Annotated in this window: 21 protein-coding genes; 5 read left to right on the forward strand and 16 right to left on the reverse strand. The window is 72.2% G+C overall.

What is annotated here, in order from left to right:
- Window positions 1-3 precede the first annotated feature (3 nt).
- The 10 genes from Q0795_RS03085 to Q0795_RS03130 all read right to left on the reverse strand — a co-directional run bounded on the left by Q0795_RS03085 (window position 4) and on the right by Q0795_RS03130 (window position 9,561).
- On the reverse strand, window positions 4-1,341 hold the full coding sequence (locus Q0795_RS03085) for a SufS family cysteine desulfurase (protein WP_298886318.1): 1,338 nt from the start codon (window positions 1,339-1,341) through the stop codon (window positions 4-6).
- A gap of 19 nt (window positions 1,342-1,360) precedes the next feature.
- Window positions 1,361-2,119 carry a Fe-S cluster assembly ATPase SufC gene (gene sufC / locus Q0795_RS03090; protein WP_298886320.1) on the reverse strand — a complete coding sequence of 253 codons (759 nt, stop codon included), beginning with the start codon at window positions 2,117-2,119 and terminating at the stop codon, window positions 1,361-1,363.
- A 47-nt stretch (window positions 2,120-2,166) separates the two neighbouring features.
- The gene (locus Q0795_RS03095; RefSeq protein ID WP_298886322.1) at window positions 2,167-2,505 is read right to left on the reverse strand and encodes a non-heme iron oxygenase ferredoxin subunit; all 339 of its coding nucleotides are present in this window, start codon (window positions 2,503-2,505) and stop codon (window positions 2,167-2,169) included.
- Entirely contained in the window at window positions 2,502-3,716 is a 1,215-nt protein-coding gene (gene sufD, locus Q0795_RS03100) for a Fe-S cluster assembly protein SufD (protein ID WP_298886324.1), read from the reverse strand. The genes Q0795_RS03095 and sufD overlap by 4 nt, the downstream gene beginning before the upstream one ends.
- Window positions 3,716-5,137, reverse strand: a complete 1,422-nt coding sequence (gene sufB / locus Q0795_RS03105; protein WP_298886326.1) for a Fe-S cluster assembly protein SufB — start codon at window positions 5,135-5,137, stop codon at window positions 3,716-3,718. The genes sufD and sufB overlap by 1 nt, the downstream gene beginning before the upstream one ends.
- A 1-nt stretch (window position 5,138) precedes the next feature.
- On the reverse strand, window positions 5,139-5,960 hold the full coding sequence (locus Q0795_RS03110; RefSeq protein WP_298886328.1) for a helix-turn-helix domain-containing protein: 822 nt from the start codon (window positions 5,958-5,960) through the stop codon (window positions 5,139-5,141).
- Window positions 5,961-6,027: 67 nt separating this feature from the next.
- Window positions 6,028-6,807: an ABC transporter permease gene (locus Q0795_RS03115; RefSeq protein ID WP_298886331.1), complete on the reverse strand. Its 780-nt coding sequence runs from the start codon at window positions 6,805-6,807 to the stop codon at window positions 6,028-6,030.
- On the reverse strand, window positions 6,804-7,541 hold the full coding sequence (locus Q0795_RS03120; RefSeq protein WP_298886334.1) for an ABC transporter ATP-binding protein: 738 nt from the start codon (window positions 7,539-7,541) through the stop codon (window positions 6,804-6,806). The genes Q0795_RS03115 and Q0795_RS03120 overlap by 4 nt, the downstream gene beginning before the upstream one ends.
- Window positions 7,538-8,590: a COX15/CtaA family protein gene (locus tag Q0795_RS03125; protein ID WP_298886336.1), complete on the reverse strand. Its 1,053-nt coding sequence runs from the start codon at window positions 8,588-8,590 to the stop codon at window positions 7,538-7,540. Before Q0795_RS03125 ends, Q0795_RS03120 begins: the two co-directional genes overlap by 4 nt.
- Window positions 8,587-9,561 (reverse strand): heme o synthase, encoded by a 975-nt coding sequence (locus tag Q0795_RS03130; protein WP_298886339.1) that lies wholly within the window; start codon window positions 9,559-9,561, stop codon window positions 8,587-8,589. The genes Q0795_RS03125 and Q0795_RS03130 overlap by 4 nt, the downstream gene beginning before the upstream one ends.
- Before the next feature lie 219 nt (window positions 9,562-9,780).
- Here Q0795_RS03130 and tkt point away from each other — a divergent pair, with 219 nt between their 5' ends.
- From tkt to Q0795_RS03155, 5 genes are read left to right on the forward strand one after another with little or no spacing between them, the layout of a single operon-like run.
- Window positions 9,781-11,982, forward strand: coding sequence for a transketolase (gene tkt, locus Q0795_RS03135; RefSeq protein WP_298886341.1), 2,202 nt, complete (start codon window positions 9,781-9,783; stop codon window positions 11,980-11,982).
- A gap of 40 nt (window positions 11,983-12,022) precedes the next feature.
- Entirely contained in the window at window positions 12,023-13,174 is a 1,152-nt protein-coding gene (tal, locus tag Q0795_RS03140; RefSeq protein WP_298886344.1) for a transaldolase, read from the forward strand.
- Complete coding sequence (locus Q0795_RS03145) at window positions 13,171-14,808, forward strand: glucose-6-phosphate isomerase (RefSeq protein ID WP_298886347.1); 1,638 nt, start codon at window positions 13,171-13,173, stop codon at window positions 14,806-14,808. Before tal ends, Q0795_RS03145 begins: the two co-directional genes overlap by 4 nt.
- Window positions 14,805-16,358, forward strand: a complete 1,554-nt coding sequence (gene zwf / locus Q0795_RS03150) for a glucose-6-phosphate dehydrogenase (protein ID WP_298886348.1) — start codon at window positions 14,805-14,807, stop codon at window positions 16,356-16,358. Before Q0795_RS03145 ends, zwf begins: the two co-directional genes overlap by 4 nt.
- Window positions 16,355-17,485 (forward strand): glucose-6-phosphate dehydrogenase assembly protein OpcA, encoded by a 1,131-nt coding sequence (locus Q0795_RS03155; RefSeq protein ID WP_298886350.1) that lies wholly within the window; start codon window positions 16,355-16,357, stop codon window positions 17,483-17,485. The genes zwf and Q0795_RS03155 overlap by 4 nt, the downstream gene beginning before the upstream one ends.
- Before the next feature lie 8 nt (window positions 17,486-17,493).
- Here the strand turns inward: Q0795_RS03155 and Q0795_RS03160 are convergent, their stop codons facing one another.
- The 6 genes from Q0795_RS03160 to whiA form a co-directional block, all read right to left on the reverse strand.
- The gene (locus Q0795_RS03160) at window positions 17,494-17,856 is read right to left on the reverse strand and encodes an RNA polymerase-binding protein RbpA (protein WP_298886352.1); all 363 of its coding nucleotides are present in this window, start codon (window positions 17,854-17,856) and stop codon (window positions 17,494-17,496) included.
- Between the two features lie 126 nt (window positions 17,857-17,982).
- Window positions 17,983-18,225, reverse strand: coding sequence for a preprotein translocase subunit SecG (gene secG, locus Q0795_RS03165; protein ID WP_058891036.1), 243 nt, complete (start codon window positions 18,223-18,225; stop codon window positions 17,983-17,985).
- Between the two features lie 113 nt (window positions 18,226-18,338).
- Window positions 18,339-19,148 (reverse strand): triose-phosphate isomerase, encoded by an 810-nt coding sequence (tpiA, locus tag Q0795_RS03170; protein ID WP_298886354.1) that lies wholly within the window; start codon window positions 19,146-19,148, stop codon window positions 18,339-18,341.
- On the reverse strand, window positions 19,148-20,371 hold the full coding sequence (locus Q0795_RS03175) for a phosphoglycerate kinase (protein WP_298886357.1): 1,224 nt from the start codon (window positions 20,369-20,371) through the stop codon (window positions 19,148-19,150). The genes tpiA and Q0795_RS03175 overlap by 1 nt, the downstream gene beginning before the upstream one ends.
- Window positions 20,371-21,375 (reverse strand): type I glyceraldehyde-3-phosphate dehydrogenase, encoded by a 1,005-nt coding sequence (gene gap, locus Q0795_RS03180; RefSeq protein WP_298886360.1) that lies wholly within the window; start codon window positions 21,373-21,375, stop codon window positions 20,371-20,373. The genes Q0795_RS03175 and gap overlap by 1 nt, the downstream gene beginning before the upstream one ends.
- Before the next feature lie 128 nt (window positions 21,376-21,503).
- Window positions 21,504-22,484 (reverse strand): DNA-binding protein WhiA, encoded by a 981-nt coding sequence (whiA, locus tag Q0795_RS03185; RefSeq protein ID WP_298886363.1) that lies wholly within the window; start codon window positions 22,482-22,484, stop codon window positions 21,504-21,506.
- Window positions 22,485-22,514 lie beyond the last annotated feature (30 nt).

Consider the following 22,514-nt stretch of genomic DNA (forward strand, 5'->3'; position numbering starts at 1 on the left):
CTCTCATCCCGCCAGTCCGAAGATGTCGGGCACCCGGTCGAGGGCCTCGGCGAGGGCCTCGATCTCCCCCAGGCTGGTGTAGATCCCGAAGCTCGCCCGGGTCGAGGCGGGCACCCGCAGCCGGCGGTGCAGCGGCCACGCGCAGTGGTGACCCGTACGCACCGCGACACCGGAGTCGTCGAGCACCTGGCCGACGTCGTGCGGGTGCACCCCGTCGGCGACGAAGGCGACCGCACCGATCCGGCGCTGCGGGTCCTGCGGGCCGAGCACCCGGAGCCAGGGCCGGTCGGCCATGACGTCGAGGGTATGCCGCATGAGCTGCTGGTCGTGCGCGTGCACCCGGTCCAGCCCCACCTCGGTGAGGTAGTCGAGCCCGGCGGCGAGACCGACGGCCTGTGCGGCCATGGGCACCCCCGCCTCGAACTTGGCGGGCGGCGGGGCGTACGTGGACCCCTCCATCCGGACGACCTCGATCATCGAGCCGCCGGTGAGGAAGGGGGGCATGGCCTCCAGCAGACGCCGCCGCGCCCAGAGCACCCCGACCCCGCTGGGGCCCAGGGTCTTGTGGCCGGTGAACACCAGGGCGTCCACCCCGGAGTCCGCCGCGGTGAGCGGGCGGATGTCGAGGTGCGGCGCGGACTGGCAGGCGTCCACCACGACGAGCGCGCCGACCGCGCGGGCGGCGGCGACCACCGGGGACCCGGGGCCGAGGTCGTTGACGGTGCCGAGCACGTTGGAGACGTGGGTGAGGGCGACCACGCGGGTCCGCTCCCCCACGACCTCGTCGAGCCGGGCGACATCGAGCTCGCCGTCGTCGTCCACCCCGATCCAGCGCAGGGTGGCCCCGGTGCGCCGGCACAGCTCCTGCCACGGCACGAGGTTGGCGTGGTGCTCCATCTCGGTCACCACGACCTCGTCACCGGGGCCCAGCCGCAGCCGCTGCGCCCAGGACTCGTCCACACCGTCGAGGGCGCCGGGCGCGCCCGCGTTGGAGAAGGCATAGGCCAGCAGGTTCAGGCCCTCGGTGCCGTTCTTGGTGAAGACGACCTCGCCGGGGTCGGCTCCGAGGAAGCGCGCGACGGTCGCCCGCGCGCCCTCGAAGGCGTCGGTGGCCTCCTCGGCCAGCTGGTGGGCACCCCGGTGGACGGCGGCGTTGTGCCGCTCGTAGAACTCGCGCTCGGCGTCGAGCACCACCCGGGGCTTCTGCGAGGTGGCGCCGCTGTCGAGGTAGACGAGGGGACGGCCGCCGCGCACCGTGCGGCGCAGCAGGGGGAAGTCGGCACGGATCCGGCCGATCTCCACCTCGCTCAGCGGCTGCGCCGCCAGCTGTCCCGTCGTCATACCTCGGTGCCTCCCGTCCTCAGACGCCGGCGGTGAGGAAGCGGTCGTAGCCCTCCTCCTCGAGCCGGTCGGCCAGGTCGCGACCACCGGACTCGGCCACCCGGCCGTTGACGAAGACGTGCACGTAGTCGGGCTGGATGTAGCGCAGGATGCGCGTGTAGTGGGTGATGAGCATGACGCCCAGCCCCGTCTTGTCCTTGACCCGGTTGACGCCCTCGGAGACCACCTTGAGCGCGTCGACGTCCAGACCGGAGTCGGTCTCGTCGAGGATGGCGATCTTGGGCTCGATGAGCTCCATCTGGAGGATCTCGTGGCGCTTCTTCTCGCCACCGGAGAAGCCCTCGTTGACGTTGCGCTCGGCGAACGCCGGGTCCATGCGCAGCGACTCCATGGCGACCTTGACGTCCTTGACCCAGTGGCGCAGCTTGGGGGCCTCGCCGTCGATCGAGGTCTTGGCCGTCCGCAGGAAGTTGGACACGGTGACGCCCGGCACCTCGACGGGGTACTGCATCGCGAGGAAGAGCCCCGCCTGCGCCCGCTCGTCGACGCCCATCGCCAGGACGTCCTCGCCGTCCAGCAGCACCTGGCCGCCGGTCACGGTGTACTTCGGGTGGCCGGCGATCGCGTAGGCCAGGGTCGACTTGCCCGAGCCGTTGGGGCCCATGATGGCGTGCGTCTCGCCGGAGTTGATGGTGAGGTCGACGCCCTTGAGGATCTCCTTGGCGGAGTCCTCGGTCTCGACGCTGACCTGCAGGTTCTTGATCTCCAGGGTGGTCATGCTTCTCCTTGCTGCAACAGGTGGGTAGGTCTCGGGGCGGGGCGGTCTCAGACGCCTGCCGTGGTGGTCCGCAGGGTGACGAGGACGCTGCCGTCCTCGTCCACCTGCAGCTCGTGCACGGCGATCGGGATGGTCGCGGGCAGCTGCTCCGGGGCCCCGGTGGTCATGTTGAACTGCGAGCCGTGCAACCAGCACTCGATGTGCTGGCCCTCGACCTCGCCCTCGGCCAGGCTCACGTTGGCGTGGCTGCAGGTGTCGTCGAAGGCGTGCAGACGCCCCGCCGAGTCACGGGCGATGGCCACGCGGCGACCCTCGATCTCGGCGACGACCGCCCCCACCTCGGAGGGCAGCTCGTCGACCGAGCAGACGCGGACGGGCTGGCTCATGCGGCGGGGGTCCTCCCCATGGTGAGCGAGAGCTCCTCCTCGATCGCGGTCATGAGCGTCTCGACGACCTCGGGGACCCCGATCTTGGCCACGATGTCGGCGAAGAAGCCCCGCACGACCAGGCGCCGGGCCTCGTCCTCGGTGATGCCGCGCGACATGAGGTAGAACAGCTGCTCGTCGTCGAACCGGCCGGTCGAGCTCGCGTGACCAGCACCCGCGATGTCACCGGTCTCGATCTCCAGGTTGGGGACCGAGTCGGCGCGGGCGCCGTCGGTGAGCACCAGGTTGCGGTTGAGCTCGTAGGTGTCGATGCCCTCGGCCTCGGCGCGGATGAGCACGTCGCCCACCCAGACGGTCCGGGCGGTGTCGCCCTGCAGCGCACCCTTGTAGGTCACCAGCGAGGTGCACCGGGGAGCGTTGTGGTCGACGAAGGAGCGGTGCTCCAGATGCTGTCCCGCGTCCGCGAAGTAGACGCCGAGCAGGGTCGCGTCGCCGCCGGGGCCGGCATACCGGACGTTGGAGTTCATCCGGACGATGCCGCCGCCGATGGAGACCGCGATGTGCTTGTACTTCGCATCCCGGCCCACGAGCGCCTCGTGCTGGGCGAGGTGCAGCGCCTCGTCGTCCCAGCGCTGCAGGGACACGACGGTGACGTCGGCCCCGTCACCCACGAGCACCTCGAGGTTGCCGGTGTGGTCCGCGGCACCGGTGTGGTCGAGGATGACGAGCGCCTTGCTGTGCGCGCCCGCCTCCAGGACCACGTGCGCGTTGGAGCGGCGCCCCGCGCCGCGACCCGCGACGTCGACCCGCACCGGCTGCGCGAGCTCGGCGTCGGCAGCGATCGCGAGGTGCAGCGCCTCCGGCGTGTTGGCCGAGGCGACGGCCGCACCACGGTCCTCGGGCACCAGCACGGTGCCACGGGGCGCCTGGCCCGGGGCCAGCGTGGCGACGCTCACCTCCTCGGAGGCGCGGACGGCGAACTCCGCGGCGGCGTCGCCGGCACGGTCGTCGGTCGCGGTGTCGGAGAACAGGCCGGCCAGCCGGTCGACCGGGGTGAACCGCCACTCCTCCTCGCGCCCGGTGGGGACACCGAAGGCGTCCACGTCGAAGGACCTGGTGCGGGCGGCCCGGGACTGGTCGGGGATGCGGTGGTCCCCGCCGATCTGGGCCTGCGGGTCCTGATGAGTCTTGTCGTCGACAAGAAGAGACATCAGCCGACGGCTCCTTCCATCTGCAGCTCGATGAGGCGGTTGAGCTCGAGGGCGTACTCCATGGGCAGCTCGCGGGCGATCGGCTCCACGAAGCCGCGCACGATCATGGCCATGGCCTCGGTCTCGGACATGCCTCGGGACATGAGGTAGAACATCTGGTCCTCGGACACCTTGGACACGGTGGCCTCGTGGCCCATCTGCACGTCGTCCTCGCGGACGTCGACGTAGGGGTAGGTGTCGGACCGGGAGATCTGGTCGACCAGCAGCGCGTCACAGACCACCGAGGACCTGCTGTGGTGCGCGCCCTCGTTGATCTGCACCAGACCGCGGTAGGAGGACCGGCCGCCGCCGCGGGCCACCGACTTCGACACGATGGTCGAGGAGGTGTGCGGGGCGGCGTGCACCATCTTGGAGCCGGCGTCCTGGTGCTGACCCTCGCCCGCGAAGGCGACGGACAGCGTCTCGCCCTTGGCGTGCTCGCCGAGGAGGAAGACGGCCGGGTACTTCATCGTGACCTTGGACCCGATGTTGCCGTCGATCCACTCCATCGTCGCGCCCTCGTCGCAGGTCGCGCGCTTGGTGACGAGGTTGTAGACGTTGTTCGACCAGTTCTGGATGGTGGTGTAGCGGACCTTGGCGTTCTTCTTCACCACGATCTCGACGACCGCGCTGTGCAGGCTGTCGGTCTTGTAGATCGGCGCCGTGCAGCCCTCGACGTAGTGCACCGACGACCCTTCGTCGGCGATGATGAGGGTGCGCTCGAACTGGCCCATGTTCTCGGTGTTGATCCGGAAGTAGGCCTGCAGCGGGATGTCGACGTGGACACCCTTGGGCACGTAGATGAACGAGCCACCGGACCAGACGGCGGTGTTGAGCGCGGAGAACTTGTTGTCGCCGGCGGGGATGACCGACCCGAAGTACTCCCGGAACAGGTCGCCGTGCTCGCGCAGGGCGGTGTCGGTGTCCAGGAAGAGGACACCCTTCTCCTCCAGGTCCTCGCGGATCTGGTGGTAGACGACCTCGGACTCGTACTGCGCGGCGACACCGGCGACGAGCCGCTGCTTCTCGGCCTCGGGGATGCCGAGACGGTCGTAGGTGTTGCGGATGTCCTCCGGCAGGTCCTCCCAGCTGGTGGCCTGCTTCTCGGTGGACTTCACGAAGTACTTGATGTTGTCGAAGTCGATGTCCGACAGGTCCGCGCCCCAGTGGGGCATCGGCTTCTTGCCGAACAGGCGCAGAGCCTTGAGCCGCTGGTCGAGCATCCACTGGGGCTCGCTCTTGCGGTCCGAGATGTCGCGCACGACGGCCTCGGAGAGCCCGCGCCGTGCCGAGGCTCCGGCCTCGTCGCGGTCGGCCCAGCCGTACTCGTACTTGCCCAGGTCCTTCAGGCCCGGGTTGAGCTCCTCGATGTTGGTGCTCATGTCACGTCCTCTCGTCGGCGGTGCGGTCGGTGGGGTCAGGTGGTGTCGGGGTCCTCGGTATGACGAACGGTGGCGCACTCGCTCTTTCTTCCGCACTCGGCGGAGCGGTCCCGAGGGCGCCGATCGGCACGAAGGTCGTGCAGACGTGCTCGCCCCCGGCCAGCGTGGCCAGCCGCTGGACGTGCACGTCGAGGATGCGGGCGATGGCCTTGGTCTCGGCCTCGCAGAACTGGGGGAACTCGGTCGCGACCTCGCGCACCGGGCAGTGGCCCTGGCACAGCTGCAGGCCGGCAAGCCCGGTCCCCTCCCCCACGGGCCGGGCGGAGGCGGCATACCCCTCGTGCGAGAGCGCCTTGGCCAGGGCGGCCGTGCGCGTCTGGAGGTCGTCGCTCCCGGCGTCGGCGACGGCGCGGTCGACGGAGGCGCGCAGGCGCTGCTCGAGCTGCGCGATCTGGGCCTCGGCGAAGGACTCGACCGCGGCGACCCCGACCCGGTCGGCGAGGTAGTGCAGTGCGGCGTTCGCCACCCCGTCGTAGCTGGTGCGGAACTGCTCCTGCCCCAGCGAGGTCAGGACATAGGCCCGCGCGGGGCGGCCACGGCCCCGGCGGCCGGGCAGCGGGCCGTCGTGCTCGGCGATGAGCCCGGCCTCGTCGAGGGCGTCCAGATGGCGGCGCACAGCCGCCGGGGTCAGCCCCAGCTCCTTGGCCAGTGCGCTCGCCGTCACCGGCGCCCGCTCCCCCACGGCGCGACGCACGCGGTCCCGGGTCCGGGACTCGTCGTGCACCTCCGCCATGGCGTCGGGCACCTGCGTGATATTCACCATGACAGTGTGACGTATTCGCGTGACCGGTGCCAAGGTAGGGCACCCTCACCCTGGACGGCGGGGCCGGTCAGTCCGACCAGCGCAGCAGCCGACGCGCGAGCAGTCCCGCCAGCAGCCCCCAGACCAGCAGGACCAGGAGCGCGCGGACGTTCCAGGCGCCCAGGACGAAGGCGTCGCGCAGGGCGTCCCCGAGGGCCGCGGTCGGCAGCAGGGAGAGCAGCGGCTCGCCGGGGAGCGCGACCGCCGGGAGCACGGTCCCACCGAACCCGGCCAGCAGCACCCAGACGAGGTTGGCCAGCGCGAGGACGGCCTCCGCGCGCAGCGCGCCGCCCAGGCACGCGGCGAGCGACACCAGGGCCAGGGCCCCCAGGACGACGGCCACGACCGCCGGGAGCAGGCCGGCCACGTCCGGACGCCAGCCGAGGGCGCCCGCGACCCCACCGAGGAGGAGCAGCTGCAGGGCCAGCACGGCGAGGACGGCCGTCGTCTTCGCGAGGAGCAGGCCACCGCGACCGAGCGGGGTGGTGCCCAGCAGGCGGAGGACGCCCCAGCGACGTTCGAAGCCCAGCAGGATGGCCTGGCCGGTGAAGGCGGTGGAGAGCACGGTGAGGGCGAGGACGCCAGGGGCGAGGACGTCGATGCGAGCGGCGTCGGACCACCGTTCGACCGCCAGCTGGGGGGAGCTCACGAGGCTCAGCCCGACGAGGGCGAGGACGGGCAGCACCACCGAGACCAGCAACTGCTCGCCGTGGCGCAGGAGCCCGAGCGCCTCGAACCTCGCCTGGGCCAGGACCCGACGGACCGCCGGCGCCTCCCGCCGCGTGTCGGTCGTCCCGGCGGCGGTCACAGCGACACCCCGTCGGTCAGCGCGAAGTAGGCTTCTTCGAGGCCCGCGGCCCCGGCACCGGAGCAGACCTCGTCGACACTTCCCGCCGCCGCCACCCGGCCACCGACCACGACCGCCACCCGGTCGGCCAGCCGCTCGGCCTCCTCGAAGGAGTGCGTCGTCACCACCGTGGCCGTCCCGCGTGCGGCCACCTCGCGCAGCAGCACGTGCACCTCGCGGCGGGCGTGCGGGTCCAGGCCGGCGGTGGGCTCGTCGAGGAACACCACCTCCGGCGACCCCACGAGCGCGGCGGCCAGCGCGACCCGCTGCCGCTGGCCGCCGGAGAGCCGACGGACCGTCGTGCGCTCGAAGGCGGGGATGCCGAGGCGGCCGGCCAGCTCGGCGACGTCGACCGGGGTGGAGTACAGGCGGGCAAGGTGCGGCAGCAGGGCACGCGGGGTGACCGCCTGCGGCAGCCCACCGTCCTGCAGCATGACGCCCACGCGGTCCCGGTGGTCGGCACCCGCACCGTAGGGACGGCGGCCCAGCACCCGCACCTGCCCGCCGTCCGGCCGCTGCAGGCCCACGGCGATCTCGACGGCGGTCGTCTTGCCCGCGCCATTGGGCCCCAGCACGCAGGTGACCTCGCCGTGGCGCGCCGACAGCGTCAGTCCCCGCAGCGCGGTGGTCGCCCCGAAGCTCCGGGTCAGGTCGCGCAGCTCGACGGCGTACGGGCGGGGGTCGCCCTCGCTCACCGCTGCCGCTCGCGTTCCCTCGTCGCGGCCGCGGGCGCGTCCGGCTCCGAGACGTCGGTGGTCGCGCCCGGTCCGGGCGCGCTGACGGCATACATGACGTGGACCGTCATCGCGGTGACCGCGATGAGGGCCGCCGCCCCGACGAGGTGCAGGGCCACGGCGGCGACCGGCAGCCCGGTGAAGAACTGGTAGTAGCCGACGGCGGCCTGGCCCAGCAGGACGGCGGACAGCACGAGGAGCATCCGGCGCACGACCGGCGGCCAGCCCAGGGCGAAGGCACTCAGCACGGCCGCCCCGGTGGTCAGCACCAGGACGTAGACCGGGACGACGTGGGCCCTCGTGACGAGGTAGGCGTCAAAGGTGTGCCGGGCCACCTCGCCGGAGTCCCCCGAGTGCGGGCCGGTGCCGGTGACGAGGGTCCCGAGGTAGACGGCGAGGGCCGCGCTCAGCGCGATGACGACCGCGAGCGCCCGGATCGCCCGGCGCCCGGCGCCGACCTGGCCGGGGCGCTGCGCGTGCGCCGCCTGCGGCAGGCTCGCCCGGCGCGCCCGCACGACCAGCAGGGACCCGAGCGCGATGAGCACGCCCGAGACCAGGAAGTGGACCCCGACCACCCACGGGTTGAGGCCGGTGAGGACGGTGATCCCGCCGAGGACCGCCTGCAGCGGGATGCCCAGCCCCATGACCAGGGCGAGGACGAACAGGTCGCGGTGCTCGCGCCGCAGCCGCCAGACGGCCAGGAAGGTGAGGATCGCGATGGCGGCCAGGAGGAAGGTGAGGACCCGGTTGCCGAACTCGATGACACCGTGCACCCCCATCTCCGGCGTGTTGGTCCACGACGCGTCCGTGCAGCGGGGCCACGTCGGGCAGCCCAGCCCGCTCCCGGTCAGGCGCACCAGACCTCCGGTCAGGACGAGCAGGGAGTTGGCGAGCAGCGAGGCCAGCGCCATGCCGCGCAGCCAACGACCGGGCGTGCGCGGCAGCAGCCGACCGAGCAGCGACGACGCGGGAGCGGCCGGCTCGTGCCTGCGGTCGAGGGAGGTTGTCATGACAGCGGCAGGTGCAGCAGCGGGTCGACCGCCACCGCGAGGAAGAGGAGGGTGAGGTAGCTGATGGAGAAGTGGAACAGCCGCATCGCGCCCAGCGGTGCCCCGGTGACCCCGGCCCGGGCGCGGGCGAGGAGCCGGTGCGACTCGATGACGAAGACCGCGCCGGCGACCACCGCCACCACGGTGTAGATCCACCCCATCGGGGCGACGGGGACGAGGACGAGCGAGGTGAGGACGGTGACCCACGCGTAGAGCACGACCTGCCGGCCCACGGCGATGTCCTCGGCGACCACGGGCAGCATCGGTACCCCGGCAGCGGCGTAGTCCTCCTTGAACCGCATGGACAGCGGCCAGTAGTGCGGCGGGGTCCAGAAGAAGACCACGAGGAAGAGCACGAGGGCCGCCCAGGAGAGGCTGCCGGTCACCGCCGACCACCCGATCAGGACCGGCATGCACCCGGCCACGCCGCCCCAGACGATGTTCTGGCTGGTGCGCCGCTTCAGCACGATCGTGTAGAACACGACGTAGAGCAGGATCGCCCCGAGCGCCAGCGCCGCCGACAGCGCGTTGACGACCAGGCCCAGCCACAGGACCGAGGCCACGCCGAGCACGCCACCGAAGACCAGGGCTGCACGGGGCGAGACGGCCCCGGTGACCAGGGGACGCGTCGAGGTGCGGTGCATGCGGGCGTCGATGTCGCGGTCGAGGAAGCAGTTGAGGACGTTGGCCGACGCGGCCGCGAGGGTGCCCCCGACGAGGGTCGCGACGATGAGCCAGACGGGAGGGACCCCGCGCTCGGCGAGGAACATGACGGGGAAGGTCGTGACCAGCAGCAGCTCGATGATCCGCGGCTTGGTCAGTGCGACGTAGTCGCCGACGACCTGCCGCCAGCCTCTACCCCCCTGGCCCTCGCCCGTGGTCCCGGGCCGCGTCCGTCCGGGACGGCCAGGACGGGGGTCGAGCGTGGTCACGGCATCCTTCGGGGGGTCGCGGTGCAGGTCGGGCGTGGAGCCGCTGGGGCTCTCGACGCGTCCTCCATCGTAGCCGCCCGCCCCAGCGCCCTGCGCCCGGGATCGGCGGGGGCCCGCCCGGCTCGCGCGCCGCCGCACAGGGACTAAGGTCGGGGTGTACCGGGGCGTCATCGCGCCGCTCCGACGCCACGTGCCCACGCACCGTCAGGAGATGAACCAGTGACCACCTCCACCGAGAACCTCACCGCCGGCCGGGACAGCTCCCTGCCCCACCCCGTCTGCTCCCAGGTCGGCTGGACCGATGCGGACGTGCGCGCGGTGGACACCGCCCGCGTGCTCGCCGCCGACGCCGTGGAGAAGTGCGGCAGCGGGCACCCCGGCACCGCCATGAGCCTCGCGCCGTTGGCCTACCTGCTCTACCAGAACGTCATGGTGCACGACCCCTCCGACCCGCACTGGCTGGGCCGAGACCGGTTCGTGCTCTCGGCCGGGCACTCCTGCCTGACCCAGTACATCCAGCTCTACCTGTCCGGGTACGGCCTGCAGCTGGAGGACCTGCAGCAGCTGCGCACGTGGGGGTCCGCCACCCCTGGGCACCCCGAGGTGCACCACACCACCGGCGTCGAGATGACCACCGGACCGCTGGGGTCCGGGCTCGCCTCGGCCGTCGGCCTGGCCATGGCGCAGCGCCGGCAGCGGGGGATGCTCGACCCGGACGCCGCCCCCGGGGAGTCCCCCTTCGACCACCAGATCTGGGTCATCGCCTCCGACGGCGACATCATGGAGGGCGTCACGTCCGAGGCGAGCTCGCTGGCCGGGCACCAGGAGCTGTCCAACCTCACGGTCATCTACGACCAGAACTTCATCTCCATCGAGGACGACACCGACATCTCGTTCAGCGAGGACGTGGCCCGGCGCTACGAGGCGTACGGGTGGGCCACCGAGGTGGTCGACTGGCGCGACCAGGCCCCCTACACCGAGAACATCGACGAGCTGTATGCCGCGCTGCAGGCCGCGCGGGCCCGGACCGACCGCCCGACCCTGGTCCTGCTGCGCACCATCATCGCCTGGCCGGCACCGGAGGCGCGGGACACCGGCGCCGCCCATGGCTCCGCGCTCGGGGCCGAGGAGGTCTCGGCGACCAAGCAGCTGCTGGGCTTCGACGCCCGGCGCACGTTCGCCGTCGAGGACGAGGTGCTGGAGCACGCCCGACGGGTGGGCGAGCGCGGGGCGCAGGCCCACTCCGCGTGGGAGGACCGCTACCAGACGTGGCGCTCGGCGCACCCGGAGAACGCCGCCCTCCTCGACCGCCTGCAGCGGCACGAGCTTCCCGACGGCCTGGACGGCGCCATCCCGACCTTCCCGGCGGACGAGAAGGGCATGGCGACGAGGAAGGCGTCCGGAGAGGTGCTCAGCGCCCTCGCCGACGTGATGCCGGAGCTGTGGGGAGGCTCCGCCGACCTCGCCGGCTCCAACAACACGACGATGTCCGGCGTCCCCTCCTTCGTGCCCAGCGGCAAGGCCACGGAGATGTTCCCCGGTGACGAGTACGGCCGCACCCTGCACTTCGGCATCCGCGAGAACGCCATGGGGATGATCCTCAACGGCATCTGCCTCGAGGGTCTCACCCGGCCCTACGGCGGGACCTTCCTCACCTTTTCGGACTACATGCGCCCGTCGCTGCGGCTGGCCGCCATCCAGCAGGCCAACCCGGTCTACGTGTGGACCCACGACAGCATCGGGCTCGGCGAGGACGGACCGACCCACCAGCCGGTGGAGCACCTCGCGGCCCTGCGGGCCATCCCCGGGCTGGACGTCATCCGTCCGGCGGACGCCAACGAGACGGCTGTGGCGTGGCGCACCGTCCTCGGTATCCAGGACCACCCCGCAGCGCTGGTCCTGAGCCGGCAGAACCTCCCGACCTTCGACCGGGACGTCATGGAGCCGGCCGAGGGGACGGCGCGCGGCGCCTACGTGCTTCAGGAGGCGGGCAACGGTGAGCCCGAGGTGATCCTCGTGGCCACCGGGTCCGAGGTGCAGCTCGCCGTCCAAGCGCGTGAGCGCCTCGAGGCCGACGGCGTCGCCACCCGGGTCGTGTCCATGCCCTGCCGCGAGTGGTTCGCCCAGCAGGACCGCGCCTACCGCGAGCAGGTGCTGCCGCCGCGGGTGCGGGCCAGGGTGAGCGTCGAGGCAGCCGTGGGTCAGGGCTGGCGAGAGGTCGTCGGTGACGCCGGCCGGCTCGTGAGCCTGGAGCACTACGGCGCCTCGGCCGACTACCAGCGGCTCTTCGACGAGTTCGGCATCACCACCGACGCCGTGGTCGCCGCCGCCCGGGACTCCCTCACCGACACCACCCGCGACCCGGTGCCCGGCGGGGTCGAGGTCCCGGACGACGGCGGCACCGAGACCGTCGGGGCCTGAGCCCCACCCACCGCCTTCCCACCACCACCTGAGGAGCGAGATGACTGACCACGCCCGCACCACCCTCCACGACCTGGCCGACGCCGGGGTCTCCGTCTGGCTGGACGACCTGAACCGACCGATGATCTCCTCCGGGGAGCTGCAGTCCTACGTGGACCGCGGCGTCCTGGGGGTCACCACCAACCCGACCATCTTCGCGTCGGCCCTGGCCGAGGGCGACGCCTACTCCGACCAGGTCCGCGCCCTCGCCGGCGACGGCGCGGACGTGGACGACGCGGTGTTCGCGCTCACCACCGACGACGTCCGCAACGCCTGCGACGTGCTGCTCCCGGTCTACGAGAGCACCGGCGGGGTCGACGGGCGGGTGTCCATCGAGGTGGACCCGGGCGCGGCCAAGGACACCGAGCGCACCGTGCAGATCGCGCAGCAGCTGTGGTCGACGATCGACCGGCCCAACCTCTTCGTCAAGATCCCCGCCACCGTCGAGGGTCTTCCGGCGATCACGCAGACCCTGGCCAGCGGTATCAGCGTCAACGTCACCCTGATCTTCTCGCTGGACCGCTACCGCGGGGTCATGAACGCCTACCTCACCGGTCTCGAGCAGGCCCGCGAGCAGGGTCGCGACCTGTCCTCCATCCACTCGGTGGCGAGCTTCTTCGTCTCCCGCGTGGACGGCGAGATCGACTCCCAGCTCGAGGAGATCGGCACCGACGAGGCCCTCGCCCTGCGGGGACGGGCGGGCCTGGCCAACGCCCGGTTGGCCTACCAGGCCTTCGAGGAGGTCTTCGCCACCCCGCGCTGGCAGAACCTCGCGGACGACGGCGCCCACCTTCAGCGTCCGCTGTGGGCCTCCACCGGGGTGAAGAACCCGGACTACGAGGACACGATGTACGTCACCGGGCTCGTCGCCCCGCACACCGTCAACACCATGCCGGGCAAGACCCTGGAGGCCACCGTCGACCATGCCGAGCTCCGCGGTGACACAATCACCGGGACCTACGACGAGGCGCAGCAGGTGCTCGACGACCTCGAGCGGGTCGGCGTGTCCTACGCGGAGGTCGTCGAGCAGCTCGAGGTCGAGGGCGTGGACAAGTTCGAGAAGTCGTGGTCCGAGCTGCTCGGGACCGTGCAGGACGAGCTGGACAAGGCCGGCCAGGGCGGGAGCGGCAAGAACAGCGAGGAGGCCCGGTGAGCGCCCTGGCGGTCCAGGCCGTGGGCGCCGCCGCCGAGGCGGTCGAGCGCCACCTGCCCGACCTGGTCCAGGACGCGGTGGCGTCGCGGCTGTTCGCCCGTGACGCCACGCTCTGGGGGCCCGACGCGGAGTCCGAGGCGGCCATCAGGCTGTCCTGGGTCGGACTGCACCGCAGCTCGCGCCCGCTCGTGGGCGAGGTCGAGGCCCTGCGCGAGGAGCTGCGCGAGCGGGGGGTCCGGCGCATCGTGCTCTGCGGTATGGGTGGCTCGTCCTTGGCGCCGGAGGTCATCACGGGCACCGCTGGCGTCGAGCTGGTGGTCCTCGACAGCTCCGACCCCGACATGGTGCGGTCGGCCCTGCAGGAGGACCTCGCCGGGAGCGCCGTGGTGGTCTCCTCCAAGTCCGGGTCGACCCTGGAGACGGACAGCCAGCGGCGCGCCTTCGTGCACGCCTTCAGCGAGGCCGGCATCGACCCGACCGAGCGGATCGTGGTCGTGACCGACCCCGGCAGCCCGCTCGACGAGCAGTCGCGGGCCGACGGGTACCGCGTGGTGAACGCCGACCCCGAGGTCGGTGGCCGCTACTCGGCACTGACCGCCTTCGGGCTCGTCCCCTCCGGCCTGGCCGGTGCCGACATCGGGGCCCTCCTCGACGAGGCGGAGGTGGTCGCCGACCTCCTCGCCGAGGACGACGAGGCCAACCCCGGGCTGCGGCTGGGCGCCGCCCTGGCCGGCACCCGTCCGCTGCGCGACAAGCTGCTCTTCACCGACGCCGGCTCGGGCATCGCCGGGCTCGCCGACTGGGCCGAGCAGCTCATCGCCGAGTCGACCGGCAAGCAGGGCACGGGGGTCCTCCCCGTCGTCGCGCCCGCGGGCGACTCCCCGACCGCCGGTCTGGGCTCGACCGACGACTGCACCGTCGTGGTCCTGGCCCCCGAGGACGGGGACGACGAGGAGGTCCCCGCCGTCGAGGGCGTCGGGTCGCTGGTCGCGGTGTCCGGGTCGCTCGGCGCACAGCTGCTGCTGTGGGAGGTCGCCACCGCCGTGGCCGGGCGTCTGCTGGGGATCAACCCCTTCGACCAGCCCGACGTCGAGAGCGCCAAGCAGGCGGCTCGGGACATCATGGAGGACGGCGCCGACGGCGCGGGCCGCCCCGACCTCGTCGACGATGCCGTGGAGATCCGCGCCGCGGGCGGCGGGTGGTTGCCCGAGGGCGTCAGCACGCTGGAGGGAGCGGTCGACGCGTTGCTGGGTGAGCTCGACCCCGGCACCGGCTACCTGTCCCTCATGGTCTACCTCGACCGCGTGGAGCACGCCGACCTCGCCGAGGTGCAGGGCGACCTGGTCCGGCGGACCGGGCGGCCCGTCACCTTCGGCTGGGGCCCCCGTTTCCTGCACTCCACCGGGCAGTACCACAAGGGCGGCCCGGCCCAGGGCGTCTACCTCCAGGTGACCGGTGCGCCCGGCCAGGACCTGCCGGTACCGGGCAAGGACTACACCTTCGGGGAGTTCATCTCGGCCCAGGCCGCGGGTGACGCCGGCGTCCTGGCCGACCACGGGCGCCCCGTCCTGCGCGTGCACCTCACCGACCAGGACCAGGGACTGGCCCAGCTGCGTACCGTGCTCGCCCGGTGAGCGGCTCCAGACCCGCCCCCGTCACCGCCGACTCCAACCCCCTGCGCGACCCCGACGACAAGCGCCTGCCGCGCATCGCCGGGCCGTGCAGCATGGTCATGTTCGGCGTGACGGGCGACCTCGCCCGCAAGAAGCTCATGCCGGCCATCTACGACCTGGCCAACCGGGGACTGCTCCCGCCCGGTTTCTCCCTGGTGGGCTTCGCCCGCCGGGACTGGGCGGACCAGGACTTCGCCAAGGTGGTGCACGACTCGGTGCGTCAGCACGCGCGCACGGAGTTCCGGGAGGAGGTGTGGCGCTCCCTCGCCGAGGGTTTCCGGTTCGTCCCCGGCGCCTTCGACGACCCCGACGCCTTCGAGCTGCTCGCCCGCACGGTGCGCGCGCTCGACGAGGAGCGGGGCACCGGCGGCAACCACGCGTTCTACCTCTCGATCCCGCCCTCGTGGTTCGCGGCGGTGTGCACGCGGCTGCAGGAGTCGGGTCTGTCCGACCCGAGCCCCGGCACCTGGCGTCGCGTGGTCATCGAGAAGCCGTTCGGCCACGACCTGGAGAGCGCGCAGGAGCTCAACGAGATCGTCGAGGGGGTCTTCCCGCCCGACTCGGTCTTCCGCATCGACCACTACCTCGGCAAGGAGACCGTCCAGAACATCCTGGCGCTGCGCTTCGCCAACCAGCTGTTCGAGCCGGTCTGGAATGCCAACTACGTCGACCACGTGCAGATCACCATGGCCGAGGACATCGGCATCGGGGGCCGGGCCGGCTACTACGACGAGGTGGGCGCGGCCCGCGACGTCATCCAGAACCACCTCCTCCAGCTGCTCGCCCTGACCGCGATGGAGGAACCGGTGTCGTTCACCGCCGACGCCGTGCGGGCCGAGAAGGAGAAGGTGCTCGCGGCGGTCCGTCTCCCGGATGATCTCGACGCGGCGACCGCACGGGGACGGTATGCCGAGGGCTGGCAGGGAACCGAGAAGGTGTCCGGCTACCTCGACGAGGACGGCGTCGACGAGGGCCACCACACAGAGACCTACGCCGCCCTCAAGGTCGACGTGCGCACGCGCCGGTGGGCGGGTGTGCCGTTCTACCTGCGCACCGGCAAACGCCTGGGCAAGCGGGTGACCGAGATCGCGGTCGTCTTCCGGAAGGCACCGCACCTGCCCTTCAGCTCGACCGCGACGGAGGAGCTGGGCGCCAACGCGATCGTCATCCGGGTGCAGCCCGACGAGGGCATGACCATGCGCTTCGGCTCGAAGGTGCCCGGGAGCCAGATGGAGGTGCGTGACGTGTCGATGGACTTCGGCTACGGCTCCTCCTTCACCGAGTCCAGCCCGGAGGCCTACGAGCGGCTCATCCTCGACGTGCTGCTGGGCGAGCCCCCGCTCTTCCCCCGGCACGCCGAGGTCGAGCAGTCCTGGCGGATCCTCGATCCGGTCATCGACCACTGGCACCGGCAGGACACCTCACCCCAGGACTACGCGGCGGGCACGTGGGGACCTGCCGACGCCGACGACCTCATGCGGCGTGACGGACGCGAGTGGAGGCTCCCATGATCGTCGACCTTCCCAGCTGCACCGCCGCCGACGTCGCCAAGAACCTCGTCCGGCTGCGCAACGACGTCGGGGCCATGGCCATGGGCCGGGTGCTGACGCTCATCGTCGTGGTCGACGAGGAGCAGGCCGACGAGGCGGTGGAGGTCGCCACCCGCGCGACCCGCCAGCACCCTGCGCGCATCCTCGTGGTCGTCTCCGCCAACGCGCGTGGACGCGGCAGGCTGGACGCCCAGATCCGGGTCGGCGGCGACGCCGGTGCCTCCGAGATCGTCGTGCTGCGCCTCTACGGGGAGCTCACCCGCCACGGCAGCTCGGTGGTGACCCCGCTCCTGCTGCCCGACTCCCCCGTCGTCGCGTGGTGGCCGGGCCGGGTCGAGGCGGACGTCGCAGGATCCCCCCTGGGGCAGATGGCGCACCGACGCATCACCGATGCGGCAGCCTCCCCCGACGTGGAGGCCGGCACCCAGCTGCGTCGCCGGGGCAAGCACTACCGGCCTGGCGACACCGACCTGGCCTGGACCCGCGTGACGCGGTGGCGGGCGCTGCTCGCCGCAGCGCTGGAGAGCGAGCCGTTCGAGCCGGTCCTGTCCGTGACCGTGGCCGCCGAGGCACACCACCCGAGCTGCGACCTGCTGGCCGGATGGCTGGCCGCTTCCCTGCGCTGCCCGGTGGAGGTGGTGAGGACCCCGGTCGGTTCGGGGCTGCAGAGCGTGCGGCTGGACCGGGCCTCCGGCCCGATCGACCTCGTCCGCACCGACGACGGCAAGGACACCGCGACGCTGTCGGTCCCCGGGAGCCAGCCCCGGCTGGTCGCCCTGCACTCCCCGTCGACCTTCGAGGCGCTCACCGCCGAGCTGCGGCGGCTGGACGCCGACGAGGTCTACTCCCGGGCCCTCTGCACGGGTCTGCCGGCGGTCCGCCGGGGCGGTACCCGTTCCGCGGCCGCGCGGGCCGGGACGTCTCCTGCCGGCCCGGCCCAGATGAAGGGGTCAGGGCGTGCCGCCGTGGCCAGCCGTGCCCTCGAGCGGGCCGACGAGCCGGAGGAGTCCCCCGGCACGGACGCGGTCGAGGAAGCGGTGCAGGAGGGCCTGGCGCAGACCGAGGACGGCGTCGCGCACGACGGCTGAGACGGCTGCTAGGTCCTGGCTCCGCCGCCGACGCCGCGCTCGCGCATCCTGGTGAGGGCCTCGTCCAGCAGGGCGGCCCCGTCGGAGTCGCTGCGACGCTCCTTGACGTACGCCAGATGGGTCTTGTAGGGCTCGGTCCGCGGTGCCTCGGGTGGGGTGCCCCGGTCACGGCCGGCGGGCAAACCGCACCGCGGGCAGTCCCAGGTGTCAGGGATGGCGACCTCGCCGTTGTCCGCGAAGCTCGGGCGTGTCTCGTGCCCGTGCGCGCACCAGTAGCTGATGCGCACGCGGGGCGCGGTGTCACCCCGCTCGCTCTCGCCCATCGGACCCGAACCCACCCGCGAGCCGCGGATGGCGTTGGTGTTGACCATGGTGCCTCGTTTCGCCGGACGCTACGTCAGGGTCACCCTACGCCCTTCGCGGGCGTCCGAGGAGGACGTGGCCAGGGTGCGTCGACGCGTCCCGCCGCGGGCGGGCCGGCGCCGAGACTCCTGCCGTCAGCTGAAGCGCACCAGCACGCCGAGGCCCACGATGACCGCGACCCAGACGAGCGCCATCGCCACGGTGATTCGGTTGAGGTTGCGCTCGGCGACCGAGCTCCCCCCGAGGCTGCTGCTCATGCCCCCACCGAACATGTCCGACATGCCCCCGCCGCGGCCCTTGTGCATGAGGATGAGCAGCACCAGGAAGCAGCTGGTGATCACCAGCAGGGCGTCCAGGAACCATCGGACGAACTCCACGTGGGCACAACCTTGTCGTCGAGAGGGGCAGCGGTCTGGGGCTCCGGGCCGCGGAGGCCCAGAGCACCAGACAGCCTAGCCGACGGGGTGTCGGCAGGACGAACCGCCGCGCGTCAGCCGGCGGAGCCTGCGTGGGCGCGGTAGCGACAGATCGAGGCGAAGTCCTCCACCGAGAGCGAGGCACCACCCACCAGGGCACCGTCGACGTCCGGGCGCTGCATGAGCTCGGCGACGTTGCCCGGCTTTACCGACCCGCCGTAGAGCACCCGCACGGCGGCTGCCGTCGCCTCGTCGGCCAGCTCCCCGACGGCGGCCCGGATCGCCGCACACACCTCCTGGGCGTCGTCGGGGGTGGCCACCTCGCCCGTGCCGATCGCCCAGACCGGCTCGTAGGCGACGACGACGCGCGAGACCTGCCCGGCGTCCAGGCCGTCGAGGGCGGCTCGCAGCTGGGACACCACGTGGTCGACGTGGTCACCGGAGCGGCGGACCTCCAACGGCTCCCCGACGCACAGGATCGGCACCAGGCCGTGCCGCAGCGCGGCCCGCACCTTGGCGCCGACGAGCTCGTCCGACTCCTGGTGGCCGTCCCGCCGCTCGCTGTGCCCGACGGTCACGTAGGTGCAACCCAGCTTGGCGAGGAAGGCACCGGAGATGTCGCCGGTGTAGGCGCCCTCGTCATGCGGGCTCAGGTCCTGCCCGCCGTACCGGAGGAAGAGCTGGTCGCCCTGGACGAGGGTCTGCACCGAGCGCAGGTCGGTGAACGGAGGGAGCACCACGACCTCGACGTCGGCGGGGTCGTGCCGGGCGTCGCGCAGGGTCCAGTCCAGCTTCTGGACCAGATGCGTCGCCTGCAGGTGGTCGAGGTTCATCTTCCAGTTGCCCGCCATCAACGGCGTGCGGGTGGGTCGCGTGTCGCTCATCAGTCCTCCAGCACCGATAGTCCGGGCAGGTCCTTGCCCTCGAGATACTCCAGACTGGCCCCGCCCCCGGTCGAGATGTGGGTGAAGTCGTCGTCGGCGTGGCCGAACTCGCGGACGGCGGCAGCGGAGTCACCCCCGCCCACGACCGTCATGGCCCCGGCCCGGGTGCGCTCCACCAGAACCGCCGCCACGGCTTGGGTGCCCGCGGCGAATGGCTCCATCTCGAAGGCCCCCATGGGGCCGTTCCAGAAGATGGTGCGCGCGTCCGCGAGGCGCTCGGCGAAGTGGCGCTGCGCCTGCGGCCCGATGTCCAGGCCCATCCGGTCGGCGGGTATCGAGTCCGCCGGCACGACGTCGTGGGCGGCGTCGGCGGAGAAGGCGTCGGCCACGACGATGTCGGTGGGCAGGACGATCTCCACGCCCCGCTCCGCAGCGGTGTCGAGGTAGCCCTTCACGGTGTCCACCTGGTCCTGCTCGAGCAGGCTGGTGCCCACTTCGTGGCCCTGGGCCTTGAGGAAGGTGAAGACCATCCCACCGCCGATGAGCAGCCGGTCGGCGACCGAGATCAGCGACTCGATGACGCCCAGCTTGTCGCTCACCTTGGCCCCGCCGAGGACGACGGCGTACGGACGCTGCGGGTCCTCCCGCAGGGCGCGCATGACCTCGACCTCGGACCGGACCAGACCTCCGGCGGCGTGCGGGAGCAGACGCGCGACGTCGTAGACCGACGCCTGGGCCCGGTGGACGACACCGAACCCGTCCGAGACGAAGGCGTCCGCCAGGTCCGCGAGCTGCCGGGCGAAGTCGGCCCGGTCCTCGTCGTTCTTCGCGGTCTCGCCCGGGTGGAAGCGAAGGTTCTCGAGGACGAGGACGTCGCCGTCCCCGAGCTCCGCCACCGCTGCCGCGGCACGCTCGCCCACCGTCTCCTCGACGAACGACACGCCACCCTCGCCCTCGCCCTCCAACAGCTCGCGCAGCCGCGTCGCCACCGGGGCGAGGGAGTACTGCGGGTCGGGCGAGCCCTTCGGACGACCCAGGTGGGCGCAGACCACGACCCGGGCGCCCTGCTCGCGCAGCCGGCTGATCGTGGGCACCGATGCCCGCACCCGGCCGTCGTCGGTGATGGTCGACCCGTCCAGGGGGACGTTCAGGTCGCTGCGGACCAGGACCGTTCTGCCGCCCAGGCCTCCGAGCTCCTCGCTGAGCTGCTCGATGGTCCGCATCAGAGCGAGCTGCCCACCAGCGCGACGAGGTCGACGAGGCGGTTGGAGTAGCCCCACTCGTTGTCGTACCAGCCGACCACCTTCACCTGGTCACCGATCACCTTGGTGAGGCCGGAGTCGAAGATGCACGAGGCCGGGTCGGTCTCGATGTCCTTCGACACGATCGGGTCCTCGGTGTAGGTGAGGATCCCCTTGAGCTCGCCCTCCGCGGCCTTCTTCACGGCGGCGTTGACCTCCTCGACCGTGACCTCGCGCGAGGCCTGGAAGGTGAGGTCCGTCGCCGACCCGGTGGGGGTGGGCACGCGCAGGGCGTAGCCGTCGAACTTGCCCTTGAGCTCGGGGAGCACGAGGGCGACGGCCTGGGCGGCGCCCGTCTTGGTGGGCACGATGTTGAGGGCCGCGGCACGGGCGCGCCGCAGGTCGCTGTGCGGGCCGTCCTGGAGGTTCTGGTCGGCGGTGTAGGCGTGGATGGTCGTCATCAGACCCTTGACGATGCCGAACTCGTCGTTGAGGACCTTGGCCATCGGGGCCAGGCAGTTGGTGGTGCAGGACGCGTTCGAGATGATCGTGTGGGCGGTCGGGTCGTAGTCCTTCTCGTTGACGCCCATGACGACCGTGATGTCCTCGTTCTTGGCCGGCGCGGAGATGATGACCTTCTTCGCCCCGCCGTCCAGATGCGCCTTCGCCTTGGTCGCGTCGGTGAAGATGCCGGTGGACTCCACGACCACGTCCACCCCCAGCTCACCCCAGGGCAGCGCTGCGGGGTCCTTCTCGGCGAACGCCTTGACGGCCTTGCCGTCGACGCTGATCTCGTCCTCGGTGCTGGTCACCTCGCCGCCCAGCCGGCCCAGGATGGAGTCGTACTTCAGCAGGTGGGCCAGGGTCGCGTTGTCGGTGAGGTCGTTGACAGCGACGATCTCGATGTCGGCCCCCGAGGCCAGCACGGCCCGCATGAAGTTGCGGCCGATGCGACCGAAGCCGTTGATCCCTACGCGGACGGTCATGGAGGACACCCTTCTTCGTTGGTTGGTCGGCGGCAGGTGGGTGCCTGCCGCTCGTCGGTCAGACGCCGTCGTCCGCCTCCCAACCTATCGGCCCCGACCGTGGCGCACCACACCGGCCGGACCCGACGTCAGTCCTCCAGCATGTCCGGCGTGATGTTGGCCTCGGTGCCGTCGACACCGAGCTCCTCCGCCCGCTTGTCGGCCAGAGCGAGCAGCCGACGTATCCGCCCGGCGACCGCGTCCTTGGTCATCGGAGGGTCGGCCAGCTGGCCGAGCTCCTCCAGGCTGGCCTGCTTGTGCTCCAGGCGCAGCTCCCCGGCCACCCGGAGGTGGTCGGGGACGTCGGCGGCCAGGATCTCCATGGCCCTCTCGACCCGGGCTCCGGCAGCGACGGCCGCCCGTGCCGACCGGCGCAGGTTGGCGTCGTCGAAGTTCGCGAGCCGGTTGGCCGTCGCCCGGACCTCACGCCGCATCCGGCGCTCCTCCCACGCCAGGACCGCGTCGTGGGCCCCCAACCGGGTCAGCATGGCCCCGATGGCGTCCCCGTCGCGGATGACGACGCGGTCCACGCCCCGCACCTCGCGCGCCTTGGCCTGGACCCGTAGGCGCCGCGCCGCGCCGACCAGGGCGAGGGCGGCCTCGGGGCCCGGGCAGGTGACCTCCAGCGCCGAGGAGCGCCCGGGCTCGGTGATGGAGCCGTGGGCGATGAAGGCGCCTCGCCACGCGGCCTCCGAGTCGCACGCGGCCGCGCCCACCACCCGGGGGGGCAGTCCGCGCACCGGGCGCCCGCGATGGTCGATGAGCCCGGTCTGCCGCGCCAGCGCCTCGCCGTCGGAGGTGGCGCGCACGACATACCTCGTCTGCTTGCGCAGCCCTCCGGGGCTCATGACGACCAGCTCGCTGCTGGAGCCGTAGACCTCCGCCATGAAGGTCCGCAGGCGGCGGGCGCTCTGCGCGGTGTCCAGCTCCGCCTCGATGACGATGCGTCCCCCGACGATGTGCAATCCCCCGGCGAAACGCAGCATGGTCGAGACCTCCGCCTTGCGGCAGCAGGTCTTGGTGACGGGCAGCCGGCTGAGCTCGTCCTTGACCCTCGCGGTCATCGCCACAGCACTCATCCTCCTCGCTCGGCCGGTCGC

It is taken from the genome of uncultured Serinicoccus sp. (assembly GCF_947487915.1).
GTDB lineage: Bacteria > Actinomycetota > Actinomycetes > Actinomycetales > Dermatophilaceae > Ornithinicoccus.